14 protein-coding genes and 1 pseudogene are annotated in these 12,474 nt (G+C 70.5%); 11 read left to right on the forward strand and 4 right to left on the reverse strand.

The features are described 5' to 3' along the window. The first annotated feature begins 62 nt into the window (after positions 1 to 62). The 4 genes from AB0J12_RS17440 to AB0J12_RS17455 all read left to right on the forward strand — a co-directional run bounded on the left by AB0J12_RS17440 (position 63) and on the right by AB0J12_RS17455 (position 3,307). Complete coding sequence (locus AB0J12_RS17440; RefSeq protein ID WP_363265166.1) at positions 63 to 1,679, forward strand: MFS transporter; 1,617 nt, start codon at positions 63 to 65, stop codon at positions 1,677 to 1,679. Between the two features lie 184 nt (positions 1,680 to 1,863). Beyond that, positions 1,864 to 2,130: a hypothetical protein gene (locus AB0J12_RS17445; RefSeq protein ID WP_363265167.1), complete on the forward strand. Its 267-nt coding sequence runs from the start codon at positions 1,864 to 1,866 to the stop codon at positions 2,128 to 2,130. A gap of 433 nt (positions 2,131 to 2,563) precedes the next feature. Continuing rightward, positions 2,564 to 2,986: a DUF6325 family protein gene (locus tag AB0J12_RS17450; protein WP_363265405.1), complete on the forward strand. Its 423-nt coding sequence runs from the start codon at positions 2,564 to 2,566 to the stop codon at positions 2,984 to 2,986. Positions 2,987 to 3,022: 36 nt separating this feature from the next. Next, a complete protein-coding gene (locus AB0J12_RS17455; protein ID WP_363265168.1) occupies positions 3,023 to 3,307 on the forward strand; it encodes an SHOCT domain-containing protein in 285 nt (94 codons plus the stop codon). Positions 3,308 to 3,485: 178 nt separating this feature from the next. On the opposite strand, the pseudogene AB0J12_RS17460 reads toward AB0J12_RS17455, so the two are convergent. Then, positions 3,486 to 3,698, reverse strand: a pseudogene (locus AB0J12_RS17460) (VapC toxin family PIN domain ribonuclease); the annotation flags it as partial. Positions 3,699 to 3,918: 220 nt separating this feature from the next. Between AB0J12_RS17460 and AB0J12_RS17465 the strand changes: the two are divergent. Both AB0J12_RS17465 and AB0J12_RS17470 read left to right on the forward strand, forming a co-directional pair. Then, a complete protein-coding gene (locus AB0J12_RS17465) occupies positions 3,919 to 4,656 on the forward strand; it encodes a GAF and ANTAR domain-containing protein (RefSeq protein WP_363265169.1) in 738 nt (245 codons plus the stop codon). Positions 4,657 to 4,793: 137 nt separating this feature from the next. Continuing rightward, positions 4,794 to 6,038 carry a PP2C family protein-serine/threonine phosphatase gene (locus AB0J12_RS17470; RefSeq protein ID WP_363265406.1) on the forward strand — a complete coding sequence of 415 codons (1,245 nt, stop codon included), beginning with the start codon at positions 4,794 to 4,796 and terminating at the stop codon, positions 6,036 to 6,038. 7 nt (positions 6,039 to 6,045) lie between these two features. On the opposite strand, the gene AB0J12_RS17475 is transcribed toward AB0J12_RS17470, so the two are convergent. Beyond that, positions 6,046 to 7,080: a DNA topoisomerase IB gene (locus AB0J12_RS17475; RefSeq protein ID WP_363265407.1), complete on the reverse strand. Its 1,035-nt coding sequence runs from the start codon at positions 7,078 to 7,080 to the stop codon at positions 6,046 to 6,048. A 683-nt stretch (positions 7,081 to 7,763) separates the two neighbouring features. Here AB0J12_RS17475 and AB0J12_RS17480 point away from each other — a divergent pair. The 5 genes from AB0J12_RS17480 to AB0J12_RS17500 all read left to right on the forward strand — a co-directional run bounded on the left by AB0J12_RS17480 (position 7,764) and on the right by AB0J12_RS17500 (position 11,308). Next, positions 7,764 to 7,967, forward strand: a complete 204-nt coding sequence (locus AB0J12_RS17480; protein WP_030648194.1) for a cold-shock protein — start codon at positions 7,764 to 7,766, stop codon at positions 7,965 to 7,967. Between the two features lie 179 nt (positions 7,968 to 8,146). Beyond that, entirely contained in the window at positions 8,147 to 9,634 is a 1,488-nt protein-coding gene (locus AB0J12_RS17485; RefSeq protein ID WP_363265170.1) for a DEAD/DEAH box helicase, read from the forward strand. A 70-nt stretch (positions 9,635 to 9,704) separates the two neighbouring features. After that, positions 9,705 to 10,025, forward strand: a complete 321-nt coding sequence (locus tag AB0J12_RS17490; RefSeq protein WP_363265408.1) for a CBS domain-containing protein — start codon at positions 9,705 to 9,707, stop codon at positions 10,023 to 10,025. Positions 10,026 to 10,085: 60 nt separating this feature from the next. Further along, positions 10,086 to 10,400: an SCO5918 family protein gene (locus tag AB0J12_RS17495; protein WP_363265171.1), complete on the forward strand. Its 315-nt coding sequence runs from the start codon at positions 10,086 to 10,088 to the stop codon at positions 10,398 to 10,400. A gap of 563 nt (positions 10,401 to 10,963) precedes the next feature. Then, a complete protein-coding gene (locus AB0J12_RS17500; RefSeq protein WP_363265172.1) occupies positions 10,964 to 11,308 on the forward strand; it encodes a MerR family transcriptional regulator in 345 nt (114 codons plus the stop codon). Positions 11,309 to 11,348: 40 nt separating this feature from the next. On the opposite strand, the gene infA is transcribed toward AB0J12_RS17500, so the two are convergent. Next, positions 11,349 to 11,570: a translation initiation factor IF-1 gene (gene infA, locus AB0J12_RS17505; protein ID WP_363265173.1), complete on the reverse strand. Its 222-nt coding sequence runs from the start codon at positions 11,568 to 11,570 to the stop codon at positions 11,349 to 11,351. Then, on the reverse strand, positions 11,567 to 12,331 hold the full coding sequence (locus tag AB0J12_RS17510) for a GNAT family N-acetyltransferase (RefSeq protein ID WP_363265174.1): 765 nt from the start codon (positions 12,329 to 12,331) through the stop codon (positions 11,567 to 11,569). The genes infA and AB0J12_RS17510 overlap by 4 nt, the downstream gene beginning before the upstream one ends. Positions 12,332 to 12,474 lie beyond the last annotated feature (143 nt).

Below are 12,474 nucleotides of genomic sequence, written 5' to 3' on the forward strand. Positions count from 1 at the left end.
AAGCGGCTGACTTCCGTTGCGGGTCGCGGGGGCGGCCTCGGGACAAATGCCACGCTTCGTTCATGGCACCTACTGCGAACACTGTCCCGAGGCCGGCGACAGTGCGTGTCGTCCTGCTGGCACTCGCGGCGGGCCAGTTCCTGATGGCCCTCGACAGTTCCGTCATGAACGTGTCGATCGCGGCGGTGGCCGAGGACCTGGACACGACGGTGACCGGGATCCAGGGCGCCATCACGGCCTACACCCTCGTGATGGCGATGTTCATGATCCCCGGCGGCAAGGTCGGTGCCCTGATCGGCCGCAAACGCGCGTTCATGATCGGCTGCATCGTCTACGGCTTCGGCTCCCTGACCACGGCGCTCGCACCCAACCTGACCGTCCTCCTGATCGGCTGGGCGCTCCTCGAGGGCATCGGGGCCTCGCTCATCCTGCCCGCGATCGTGACGCTCGTGGCGAGCAACTTCGCCGTGGAACGCCGTCCCGCCGCCTACGGACTCGTCGCCGCCGCAGGAGCCGTCGCGATCGCGCTGGGGCCGCTCATCGGCGGTCTCGCCACCACGTACTTCTCCTGGCGCTGGGTGTTCGCCGGTGAGGTCGTGATGGTGCTCGGCATCGTGCTGCTCGCCCGCCGCATCGCCGACGCGCCGACCGGCGAGGGCGCGCGGATCGATCTCGTCGGTTCCGTCCTCTCCGCCCTCGGACTCGGCATCTTCGTCTACGGGGTGCTCCGCTCGGACGAATGGGGCTGGTTCCAGCCGAGGCCCGACGCGCCCTCGTGGCTCGGGGTGTCGCTGGTCGTGTGGCTGATGCTGGCCGGTCTGCTGCTGATCTGGCTCTTCCTGCACTGGGAGGCCCGCGTAGTGAAGCAGCACAAGGAACCCCTCGTCGACCCGGCCATGCTGCAGAACAAGAAGCTCACCGGCGGTCTGACGATGTTCTTCTTCCAGTACCTCGTGCAGATGGGCGTGTTCTTCGTCGTACCGCTCTATCTGTCGGTCGCCCTGGGTCTGTCCGCGCTCGAGACCGGCGTCCGCATCCTGCCTCTGTCGCTGACCCTGCTCGCGGCCGCGATCCTGATCCCGCGTCTCCTTCCGGACGTCTCACCGCGCCGGGTCGTGCGGCTGGGGGTCCTGGCGCTGCTCGCGGGCGCGGTGATCCTGATGGCCGCCCTCGACACGGACGCCGGCGGGGAGATCGTCACCATCCCCCTCCTGCTCATCGGGCTCGGCATGGGGGCGCTGGCCTCCCAGCTCGGTTCGGTCACCGTGTCCGCGGTGCCGGAAGCACAGAGCGCGGAAGTCGGTGGAGTCCAGAACGCCGTCACCAACCTCGGCGCATCGATCGGTACGGCACTCGCCGGGTCGATGATGATCGCCGCGCTCACCTCGTCGTTCCTGAGCAGTGTCGAACAGAACCCGGCGGTCCCGGAACAGGTCAAGAGCCAGGCCAACGTCGAACTCCAGAGCGGCGCGCCCTTCCTCTCGGACGCTCAGCTCGAGAAGGCCCTCGACGACGCCCACGTGAGCGACCAGACGTCCCAGGCGGTGCTCGACGCGAACACCGAGGCGAGACTCGACGGGCTGCGCGCCGCGCTCGCCATCCTTGCTCTCGCTGCCCTCCTTGCCCTGTTCTTCACCTCGCGGATCCCGAAGATTCAGCCGGGCGCGAGCAGGCCGTAGCCCTCGGGCGGATGGCCGCGGCTCCCGGGTCAGGACCTCGGGGATCGACAGGAAGCCGGCTGCGGCCGGCGACCGGCTGCACGCACCGCACCGCACCGCCATCCGGCGCCTTCGGAGCCCATCAGCGATATTCTGATCCGTTGGCCGGGATGCGATGTGGTTCCCCCCGTTGGATGGTGGAGTCATGAACCATCACCACCAGTCCCAGCGGACGATCGACATCAACACTCGGCTCGTCACGGCCGGTGCCGTGCTCACCGCGGCCGGTGCCGTGGTGGCGTGCGCCGGCATGGCCCTCGCGGCCTCCGCCGTGTTCGCAGCGGGCCGGCGTCTGATCCGCGACATGGACGTGCCCCCGTCCCAGCAGGCGGCCATGAAGTGGCAGCAGGCCAAGGAGGCGTCCCGAGCGGGCATGAAGGCGTGGCAGTCCGCGTCCGACGCCCAGAGCTGATCGCACCCGGCTTCGCTGACCCGGGGCGCCACTACGCCGCTCCTCGACGACCGGCCTGCCGTGGCACTGGCCGATCAGCGAGCAAGACCGCAGACGGCGACGCGGCGTGACGGGCGGGAGGGCACGACCACCCGCCCCGACGCTGCGCCGACGAGCGCGCAGGACCGACCACCCGTGCCGCGTCGTGCCCCCTGGCGGATGCGGCGTGTGCACGGGTGACGAGGTTGATCCGCGGACGGGGCATGACCGAGAGGTCCGTGTCCCGCACGATGCTGTTCCGCCCCCGAACGGCCGTGCGGTGCCGCAATGCACACGACGTGCGGCCCTCCCCGTCCGGTGATGCAATGGCATGGGGAATCACGCATCGCACGAGCCCAGAGGTGACGCCGTGAGCGACGCATTCGATGAAGTCGACACATCCGGCGAGATCGGAATGGGACCGGTCGACTATCTGGTCGTGGAGTTTCCCGGCAACCGAATGACCGGCGAGGGCCTGCCCCTCCTGGTCGATCTGGTGGACCGGGGCGTCATCCGCATCCTCGACCTCACGTTCATCCGGAAGGACGCCGACGGATCCGTCACCGGCCTGGAGATCGGCGATCTCACCGGCGACGGCGCACTCGACCTGGCCGTCTTCGAGGGCGCGTCCTCCGGTCTGCTGGGTCAGGACGACCTCGAAGAGGCGGCCGCCGCCCTGGAACCCGGCAACTCCGCGGGCGTCCTGATCTACGAGAACCTGTGGGCCGCGCCGTTCGCCGCCGCCCTGCGCCGCGGCGGTGCCGAGCTGGTCGCCTCCGGGAGAATCCCGGTGCCCGCGATTCTGGCCGCGCTCGACGCGACCGAAACCGCACCCTGAGGTGAGGACCTCGGGGGAGCGAGAAGGGAGATCGCCATGCCGGGACTTCTCCGAGGGGTCGCCCGTACGGCCGTCGTCGCCGGAACGGCGACCGCCGTGTCGAACCGTGTATCCCGCCGGCAGCAGGGGCGATGGGCAGCCCAGCAGGAGTACCAGGCGCCCGAACCGCAGCCGGCCTACGCTGCCGAGCCGGCCGCTCCGCCGGCCGCCGACATGACCAGCAAGATCGAGCAGCTGAAGCAACTGGCCGAGCTCAAAGCCCAGGGCGTCCTCACGGAAGCGGAGTTCGCGGACCAGAAGCGCAGGCTCCTCGGTTCCTGACCCGCTCCGGCAGTTGCGGCCGCGGATCCCCCGGGGCAACTGACTCGATCCACCCCACGGCTCCCCTGATGACGCTGCTGCGAGCCCTCGGCAGCCCGACGCGACCTTCTGGTGTTCGTCGCGGGCTGTGTACAAGCCCGCTGCAGGAGCGGGCACTCGACCGCCGAGGGTTCCTGTGTCAGAGCGGGAGGTCGTCGGGGAGCACTCGGAACGCCTTGTGGCGGCCCAACGGGCGTACGGCCCGGAGGTCCCGTCGGTCGAGGGTGAGGATCGCGTCCGTGTCGTAGTCGGCAGCGAGCGCCACGTTCACCGCGTCCGCGAGGTCGAGGTCCAGCGCGCGGTAGCGGGCACGGACGGACTGGGCCGCGCCCAGGTGGCCCTCCGTGATCTCGGTGGTGGCCATGGAGAGGGGGCTCCTGCGGCGACGGACCTGAAGACCAAAACGGGAAAAAGGGAGGATAGTGGCAATCAGGAGGCCATCGCTTCCGTCTTCGTTCCGGAGCGGGCCGGCCACCTCGCTGGAGGTATCTCTTCGGGCTGGATCCCCGTGGTCTTTGGCGGCTCACACCATGCCGACCCGCGGGCCTCGCGCCCGGAAGGACACAGCGATCGTGACCGACCAACCGTATGCAGTGCCGGACGTGCCGGATGTGACCTCTCTCCTGCTCAGCACCGACTCCCTCGAGCAGTTCCTCCAGGTTCTCGCGGACGGCGCGCTGAACCTGGCCACCGTGGCCGAGGGAGTGGGAATCACCCTGGAGCGGCAGCAGCGGCCGCTGACCGTGGTCAGCGCCGGCACGAGCGCTCCCGAGCTGGACGAGGCCCAGTACGGGCAGGACGACGGGCCCTGTCTCCAGGCGCTGCGCACGGGCGAGGAAATCGTCGTGGCGGACATGCTGGACGAGCACCGCTGGGGGCCCTACCCGGACTACGCGGCCGCCTGCGGCACGCGCTCGTCCCTGTCCCTGCCGATCGCGGCGCACACGCACACCGCCGGCGCCCTCAACCTGTACTCGCCGAAGGTCTCCGGATTCGCCGACGCCGATCTCACCGGTCTGCGGGCGCTCGCCGCCCAGGCCTCCGGCGCCATCGCGCTCGCTCAGCGCATCGCCGACGCGCAGCAGTACGCCGCCGACCTGCAGCGGGCGATGGAGTCCCGCACCGTCATCGACCAGGCGATCGGCGTGGTCATGGGCCGGCAGCGGTGCCCGGCCGACGAGGCGTTCGACCTGCTGCGCAAGGCCTCCCAGCACCGCAACATCAAACTCCGTGACGTGTGCGCGGAGCTGATCAGGGACGTCGGCGGCGGTCCGCCGTCGGCCGGCCGGGCCTTGCGGCCCCGTCCCTGACGGGCGGGCCGCCGTCCGCCGCGTCGGCGAGCCGTCCCGTACGCCGGCGGGGAGGGGCGGACGTACCGAACGTGGCATCGGGACGGTGAGGTACAGAGAGGTGTCTCGTGACAGATCGGGACCGTGCGGTCCGGCGCATGCTGACGGGGCTGCTGGGTGAGAGCCATCTGATGGCGTTCGAGCGCCTGCCGTCGCGGGTGGCCGAGCACGCGGCGGCGGCGGGCTTCCGCGACGTGGCCATCTACCTCGGGGACCTGCAACGCGACACCCTGCGGCTGCTCACCGGCAGGGGGCCGAACGCCGCCGAGGGCGCCCCGGAGGACAAGGCCGAGCTGTCGGTCGAGGGCACGCTCGCCGGCCGCGCCTTCCAGTACGGGCTCGTCCTCCCGGTCGCCGACCGGGAGGACGGGCTGCACGGATGCTGGGTCCCGCTCCTGGACGGCACCGAACGCCTGGGGGTGCTGTACCTGGCCTGTCCCGAGGAGGACGGGGAGGACGTCCGCCGGGACATGCGGGCACTCTCCGCCCTGGTGGCGATGATGGTGGTCGGAAGCCGGGACACCAGCGACTCCTACGCCCGTCTGACCCGCACCCGGCCCATGAACGTCGCCGCGGAGATGCAGTGGACGCTGATGCCGCCGCGCACCTACGCCGACCACCGGGTGGTCATCGGCGCCGTGATGGAGCCCGCGTACGAGGTCAGCGGGGACGCCTACGACTACGCCACCGCCGACGACGTGGTCCATCTGTCGCTCTTCGACGCCATGGGACACGACACCTCGGCCGGTCTCACCGCCAACCTCGCCGTGGGCGCCTGCCGCAACCACCGCAGGCAGGGCACGCCCTTGGACGACCTCGGCGACGCGATCGAGCGGGTGCTGCTCGAACAGTTCGGCGCCACCCGTTACGTCACCGGCATCCTCGCCGACCTCGACACGTCCACCGGCCTGCTGACCTGGGTCAACCGCGGCCACGCTCCCCCCGTCCTGATCCGTGACGGACGCTGGACCACCCTGCTGCGCTGCCCGCCCGCACACCCCATGGGCGCCGATCTGCGTCTGCCCACCACGGTCTGCCGCGAGCAACTGCAGGCCGGTGACCGCCTCGTCCTCTACACCGACGGCATCACCGAAGCCCGTACCCCCGAAGGTGAGGAGTTCGGACTCACCCGTTTCATCGATTTCCTGGTCCGCCACCACATCGACGGCCTCACCGTGCCCGAGACCCTGCGTCGCCTCATCCGCGCGCATCTTCGCCACCACGACAACCGGCTGCAGGACGACGCCACGATCCTGCTGTGCGAATGGCTCGGCCCCCGGGCCGGTCCGACCACGGGCGTCGCCTCCCTAGCGGGAGTCCCGCACGCCGCGCCCGCCGACTGACGACCCCTCACTCCCCCTCGGGTGGGCGTCCGGTCCGGAGCATGCGCAGTACGGCCCTTTCGGCGGGGCCCTGGGTGGCGGGGACGCCCTGCGTTCCCTCGTCGCCGAGGTGCGGGAGCGCGGCGGCTATCGTCACGCCCTCCTCGTACAGCTCGATCACCCGCGGGTTGATGTACGAGGCGCGGCAGACCGCGGGTGTGTTGCCGAGATATCCGGCCACCTCCCGCGCCGCCCGGGCGATGGCGCGGCGCCGGGCGGTCTCGCTGCGTGCGACGGGCTGGGAGACGGCCAGTGCCACGGCGGCCATGACGGTGGCGTGCCAGGTACGGAAGTCCTTCGCGGTGATCTCCAGGCCGGCCAGTTCCTTGAGGTACGCGTTGACGTCGTCGCTGCTCACGTCGTGCCAGGCACGCCGCTCCCAGTACGCCAGGAGCCGGTCACCGCCGCCTCGGCGCCGCAGCAGTGCGGTGAGGGAACGGCACGCGGCGGGGTCGACGACGGTCCGGACGAGCTCCTTGCCGTGCTTGCCGGTGTAGGTGAACTGGACCGCTCCGGCCTGGCAGCGTGAGTGTTCGCGCAGCAGCGTGGTGAGGCCGTAGCTGTTGTTCAGCTCGGTGTAGCGCTCGTTGCCGATGCGGAAGAAGCCGAGATCGAGCAGGCGCACGGCCGTCGCGAGGACCCGCTGCCGGGTCAGTCCGCGGTCGTGCAGATGCCCCTCGACCGTCTCCCGCACGGCGGGCAGGGCTTCGGCGACCTCGAGAACGTGCTCGTGCTTGGCCTGCTCCTGCTCGGCACGGAACTGCGGGTGGTACAGGTACTGGCGGCGACCGGCGTCATCGGTGCCGACCGCCTGCAGGTGCCCGTTGGCCCGGGTGCAGATCCACACGTCCCGCCAGGCCGGCGGTATCACCAGCCCCCGGATCCGGGCCAGTTCTCCGGGGTCCCGCAGTGGCTCTCCTCGGGCGTCGAGGTAACGGAAGCCGCGGCCATGGCGCAGCCTGCGGTATCCGGGGTCGGTGGGACGGCTGTGGTGAAGACGCAATCCGACCTTCTCCGACGCCACGCACACGCCGGCTCCTCCGGCGAACCGTCGTCCACCGACCGTTCGCAGCTCCCACGCCGTATGACGAGCCGAAAAGCGTCTACCCCGGACCACATGCCGAAATCCGCACCAGCTCCGCCTCGGTGGCGTACGCCCCGGGCAGCCGCGCGGGAATGCCGTGGATCTTGCTGCCGGAAGCGGCACGACGATGGTCCCCCTCAAAGGCTTCATCAGGACGGACGCCCGGTCCGCCGCCCTGCCCGGCCTCACCGCCTAGGCTGATCGAGCGTGGCCGGCTCGCCTGTCGCGCCCTGTGGGCTTCGTCTCCTTCCGGGAATCGGGTGCGCTCGACGGGATCTCGTCTCGTGGGGGCGACAGGGGCCGCGGACGGGCCATCGCAGGAGGTCACAGCGTTGTGACCGGGAGCGCTCGACGGCAAACCGGCACACCCGGGAGTCAATATCTGTGGTAGCGACATAAGAAATCGACGCAGCGCACGATAAATATTCCTGCGACCACAGACGGCGCGGAATTGCTTACCGCGCAGGGCCGACGCCAACGTGCTACTGTCGTCATCAGTTGCAGGTGTGGTTGCCAGACGGTTTTTCCGACGGCTGATCATCACGGCGACTCGGAATGCACACAGGGTGCATTCCTTGCACCGTCTCCGAAGGAGAAACAAAATGGCTACTGGCACCGTGAAGTGGTTCAACGCGGAAAAGGGCTTCGGCTTCATCGAGCAGGACGGCGGCGGCCCCGACGTCTTCGCCCACTACTCGAACATCGCCACCCAGGGCTTCCGCGAGCTGCTGGAAGGCCAGAAGGTGTCGTTCGACATCGCGCAGGGCCAGAAGGGCCCGACGGCCGAGAACATCGTCCCCGCCTGATACTCCGGCACGGACGCATACTTCGCAGCTGGGGCCCGCACCTTGGGGTGCGGGCCCCAGCTCGCTTTATTTTCCAGGGTTATCGACCCTGTCTTTTCGGCCCGTTCTCGCGATTCTCTGCGCGCCTCATTCTGCTGCGGAAATTCCTTGATACGCGCCCGCATCGAGGAAGGTTCCGCATGAACCCCACACGTACCACTCGCGCACGCAGCAATCGCACGTATGACCGCTTCGGAGGAAGCGGAGGCACGGGCCGCTCCAGTGGGCCGCGCCGCTCCGGCGGTTACGGAAACCGGCAGACCGCGCAGGGCGATTTCGCGCTGCCGAAGACGATCACGCCCGCGCTGCCCGCCGTCGAGACGTTCGCCGAGCTCGCCATGCCGGCACCGTTGCTGACCACGCTCGGCCGGGAGGGCGTCACCGTGCCGTTCCCGATCCAGGCGGCGACCCTGCCGAACTCGCTGGCCGGCCGTGACGTCCTCGGCCGCGGCCGCACCGGCTCGGGCAAGACCCTTGCCTTCGGCCTGGCGCTCCTGGCCCGCACCGCGGGCCGACGTGCTGAACCGCGGCAGCCGCTGGCCCTGGTCCTCGTCCCCACCCGTGAGCTGGCCCAGCAGGTCACCGACGCGCTGGCTCCCTACGCCCGCTCCGTGAGCCTGCGGCTCGCCACCGTGGTCGGCGGGATGTCGATCGGCAGGCAGGCCGGTGCGCTCCGCGCCGGCGCCGAGGTCGTGGTCGCGACGCCCGGCCGGCTCAAGGACCTCATCGACCGCGGCGACTGCCGCCTCGACGACGTCGACATCACCGTCCTCGACGAGGCCGACCAGATGACCGACATGGGCTTCATGCCGCAGGTCACCGCCCTGCTCGACCAGGTACGCCCCGACGGCCAGCGACTGCTGTTCTCGGCCACCCTGGACCGCAACGTCGACCTGCTGGTCCGCCGCTACCTGACCGACCCGGTGGTCCACTCCGTCGACCCGTCGGCCGGCGCCGTCACCACCATGGAGCACCACGTCCTCCATGTGCACGACGCGGACAAGCACCGCACGACCACGGAGATCGCCGCCCGCGAGGGCCGGGTGATCATGTTCCTGGACACCAAGCACGCCGTGGACCGCCTGACCCAGCACCTGCTGAACAGTGGTGTCCGCGCCGCGGCCCTGCACGGCGGCCGGTCCCAGCCGCAGCGCACCCGCACCCTCGCCCAGTTCAAGGACGGTCACGTCACTGTGCTGGTGGCGACCAACGTCGCCGCCCGCGGCATCCACGTCGACAGCCTCGACCTCGTCGTCAACGTGGACCCGCCCAGCGACCACAAGGACTATCTGCACCGCGGCGGCCGCACGGCCCGCGCCGGCGAGTCCGGCAGCGTCGTCACCCTGGTCACGCCCGGCCAGCGCCGTGGCATGAGCCGGCTGATGGCGTCGGCCGGCATCACCCCGCGCATCACCCCGGTGCGCTCGGGCGAGGCGGAGCTGAGCCGCATCACCGGCGCCCAGGCGCCCTCCGGTGTGCCGGTGGTGATCACCACGCCGGTCGCGGAGCGTCCCCGTCGCACGTCGTCGTCCTCCCGCCGTCGGGGCTCCAGCGGCCAGGGGCGGCCCGTCGGTGCGGGCGTGCGCCGCAGGGCGCCGCGCAGGCCCGCGAGCGACGCGGCCGCATAGTCCGGCGCGGTCCCCTGAGCCCACCTCACCGAAGGAGACACTCTTGACGTCAGCGCGGACGCACCACCGCATGCCGGACTCCGCCGCCGGAACCGTGGTCGACGACATCGAGGGGCACGGGCCCCGGGTGTGCGACGACATGACCGTCGAGGTGGCTCTGGCCGTCATGGCGGGCGCCCGCGTCGAGTACCTGACCGTGTGCGACGGGGACGACCAGAGCACGGGTCTGATCACCCTGGTCCGGCTCGCCGGCCTGCGGGACAGCTCCACGTACACGGACCGGATCCGTCTGCGGGACGTCCTCGACGGAACGCCGCCCGCGCCGGGCGGCCGCTCCGGCGGCATCGGTGGGTACGGCCGGGTGGCCGGCGTACTCGCCCTCTCGCGCTGACTCCGCCTCGCCCGGGCAGCCCGTCCTCCTTCTCCCGCGACTTCTCCCCTGTGAGGCATCATGCGCTGTGTCATCGCCCGGTACCCGTTCGACCTGACCAAGACCGGGGTGCTGGCCTCGATGAAGGGCGTCAGGCCCGGGCTCGTCACGGGTGACTCCGTGACCATCGGCCGCCGCCGCTACCCCGTCAAGCAGGTGGGTCAGATCCTCACGCGGCAGGATCCGCGTGATTTCACCGCCGGCGAGGTCACGCGGGCCATGACACGCCTCGGCTTCACCTGCCACGGCCGCCCGGAGCCCGTGACCGCGGCCGTTCACACGGACGTCCAGGTCGCGTCGGCCCTGCTCGGCGGCGCCGACCCCCTGGCCATGTGAGTACGGGCGGGAAACCGCCCTCAAGATCCCGATGGGGCCCTGCCGACGCGCGTCGGCAGGGCCCCATCGCTGTGTCGCCGTCCAGGTGAAAGGCCCGGCGGCCGGTCACGTGGCGATCGCGGCAAGCTTCCCCACCCACCGAAGGGATGAAATCTGCTCCTTGCAGAGTAGATTTTCGCACCCGGCGTGGGTATGCTCCTTCACGTAGACACGGTCGATCGAGACCCGCCAGACACGAACTGGTGGGATGGCTGAATACGAAGTACGCAGGTCAGTGCGGCCCTCGAGCCTCGAAGCCACAGCGTTCCCGAAATGGTGACGGGACTGAGGGCCGCACTGGGCGGCTCGCACATCGAGGAGCCGCCGCCAGCAATGCCGGTTCCTTCAGTGGAGGTGGTCCCCGGTCACGCAGCTGCGATCCCCCGCTCCGCCTTGCCGGGCCGGGGAGCGGTAACAGACAGGTCGGCACAGCAGTAGTGCCGACGGATGGTGTTGAATTTCCTTCGGGGCCCTGGTGCCGTACGGCACCAGGGCCCCTCGACGCGTTGGCACAGCGAGGTGACATGACATCGGACAACCCACTGAATGATCGTCTGGACGACGACGACTACCCCGCGTACTCGATGGGCCGGGCCGCCGAGATGCTCGGCACCACCCCGGCCTTCCTCCGGGCGATCGGGGAGGCTCGTCTGATCACTCCGCTGCGCTCGGAGGGAGGACACCGCCGGTACTCCCGCTACCAGCTGCGGGTCGCCGCCCGGGCCCGGGAGCTCGTCGACAAGGGGACTCCGATCGAGGCCGCGTGCCGCATCGTCATCCTGGAGGACCAGCTCGAGGAGGCGCAGCGCATCAACGCCGAGTACCGCCGTGCCGCCAGCGAGTCGGCGGGCGGTTCCGGCTCCGCCTGATCAGGTGGGAGCGGGCCGACTCGTCACCCGCTCGCGCTGTTCAGGTCCGGTAGCGGTAGAGGATCCGGCCGCGGGTCAGGTCGTACGGGCTGAGCGCCACGAGCACCCGGTCGAACGGCAGGATCCTGATGTGGTTCTTCCGGATCTTCCCGCTGATGTGCGCGAGCACGTGGTGCCCGTTGGGCAGTTCGACCTTGAAGGTGGCGTTGCGCAGGCATTCGAGGACGATGCCCTCGACGTCCACGCTCTTCGCGGGCGTCATCGGCGCACCAGCTCCAGGCAGCCGCCCGAACGCCGGGCGCCTGCGCCCTCGGCCAGCGCGATCGCCGCGGCGTTGGACTCGTCCACCTCGGCCCAGGCGGAGTCGACCCCGTCCCGGTGCAACGCGCCCAGCGCGTGGGCCAGCAGCGCCCGCCCGATGCCGTGCCGGCGGTGATCCGCCCGGACAGCGAGCAGCCCGATCCGCGCCCGGCGGCGCACCCGCCCGACACGGACCAGGCCGACGTACTCGCCGCCTCGGACCGCCGTCGCGTACTTCGCCGGGTCCACCGGCATGGACCCGGCCGGGAGGGGCAGCACCTCGGCGGGCATGGTGCGCCAGCCGACGGTGGCTTCCACCTCCTCGCGGATCACGCGGTCCAGCGCGCGCAGCAGACTCTCGTCCGCCGCGCCGGCGGGCAGGATCGTCACATCCGGCGGGAGCCGCAGACCGCCGAGCCCGGTTTCGCGTACGTCGGTGGGCAGGTCGTACTCCCGCTCGCGGCGTCCGACGGTGAAGCCGAGCGCCTCCCAGCTCGCCCTCAGGTCGTGGTCGGCCTCGCCGACCACGGTGTGGAGCGGCTCGGGGAGGTCCGCCAGCATCGCGGCGGCGAGCTCGTCGAAGACCGCGCCCTGCCACACGTCGATGCTGATGAAGAGCCGCCCGTCGGGCCGGTGCGAGAGATCTCCGTGGCCGACGATCCGGTCGTCTGCCACCGCCTCCCACCGTGCCGGAGCGACCCGCGTGATCGTCACAGTGTTCATGGGTGTTCGCCTTTCGGGAATGCCTTGTGGAGAGGCGCTCCCGACGACACCTGGATCAGTCGCACACCGTGACGGAAAGGGGGAGCACCCACTTCGATACAGCGTTCATGGGTGTCACCTCCTCGGGCGAAGTCACGGTCGAG

The organism is Streptomyces sp. NPDC049915, from assembly GCF_040656475.1.
In the GTDB taxonomy this organism is placed as follows: domain Bacteria; phylum Actinomycetota; class Actinomycetes; order Streptomycetales; family Streptomycetaceae; genus Streptomyces.

What these genes read in the sequence shown, in the direction of transcription:
- AB0J12_RS17440 (WP_363265166.1), top strand. Translation starts at nt 63, where the DNA reads ATGGCACCTACTGCGAACACTGTCCCGAGGCCGGCGACAGTGCGTGTC.
- AB0J12_RS17445 (WP_363265167.1), top strand. Translation starts at nt 1,864, where the DNA reads ATGAACCATCACCACCAGTCCCAGCGGACGATCGACATCAACACTCGG.
- AB0J12_RS17450 (WP_363265405.1), top strand. Translation starts at nt 2,564, where the DNA reads ATGGGACCGGTCGACTATCTGGTCGTGGAGTTTCCCGGCAACCGAATG.
- AB0J12_RS17455 (WP_363265168.1), top strand. Translation starts at nt 3,023, where the DNA reads ATGCCGGGACTTCTCCGAGGGGTCGCCCGTACGGCCGTCGTCGCCGGA.
- AB0J12_RS17470 (WP_363265406.1), top strand. Translation starts at nt 4,794, where the DNA reads ATGCTGACGGGGCTGCTGGGTGAGAGCCATCTGATGGCGTTCGAGCGC.
- AB0J12_RS17480 (WP_030648194.1), top strand. Translation starts at nt 7,764, where the DNA reads ATGGCTACTGGCACCGTGAAGTGGTTCAACGCGGAAAAGGGCTTCGGC.
- AB0J12_RS17485 (WP_363265170.1), top strand. Translation starts at nt 8,147, where the DNA reads ATGAACCCCACACGTACCACTCGCGCACGCAGCAATCGCACGTATGAC.
- AB0J12_RS17490 (WP_363265408.1), top strand. Translation starts at nt 9,705, where the DNA reads ATGCCGGACTCCGCCGCCGGAACCGTGGTCGACGACATCGAGGGGCAC.
- AB0J12_RS17495 (WP_363265171.1), top strand. Translation starts at nt 10,086, where the DNA reads ATGCGCTGTGTCATCGCCCGGTACCCGTTCGACCTGACCAAGACCGGG.
- AB0J12_RS17500 (WP_363265172.1), top strand. Translation starts at nt 10,964, where the DNA reads ATGACATCGGACAACCCACTGAATGATCGTCTGGACGACGACGACTAC.
- infA (WP_363265173.1), bottom strand. Translation starts at nt 11,570, where the DNA reads ATGACGCCCGCGAAGAGCGTGGACGTCGAGGGCATCGTCCTCGAATGC.
- AB0J12_RS17510 (WP_363265174.1), bottom strand. Translation starts at nt 12,331, where the DNA reads ATGAACACTGTGACGATCACGCGGGTCGCTCCGGCACGGTGGGAGGCG.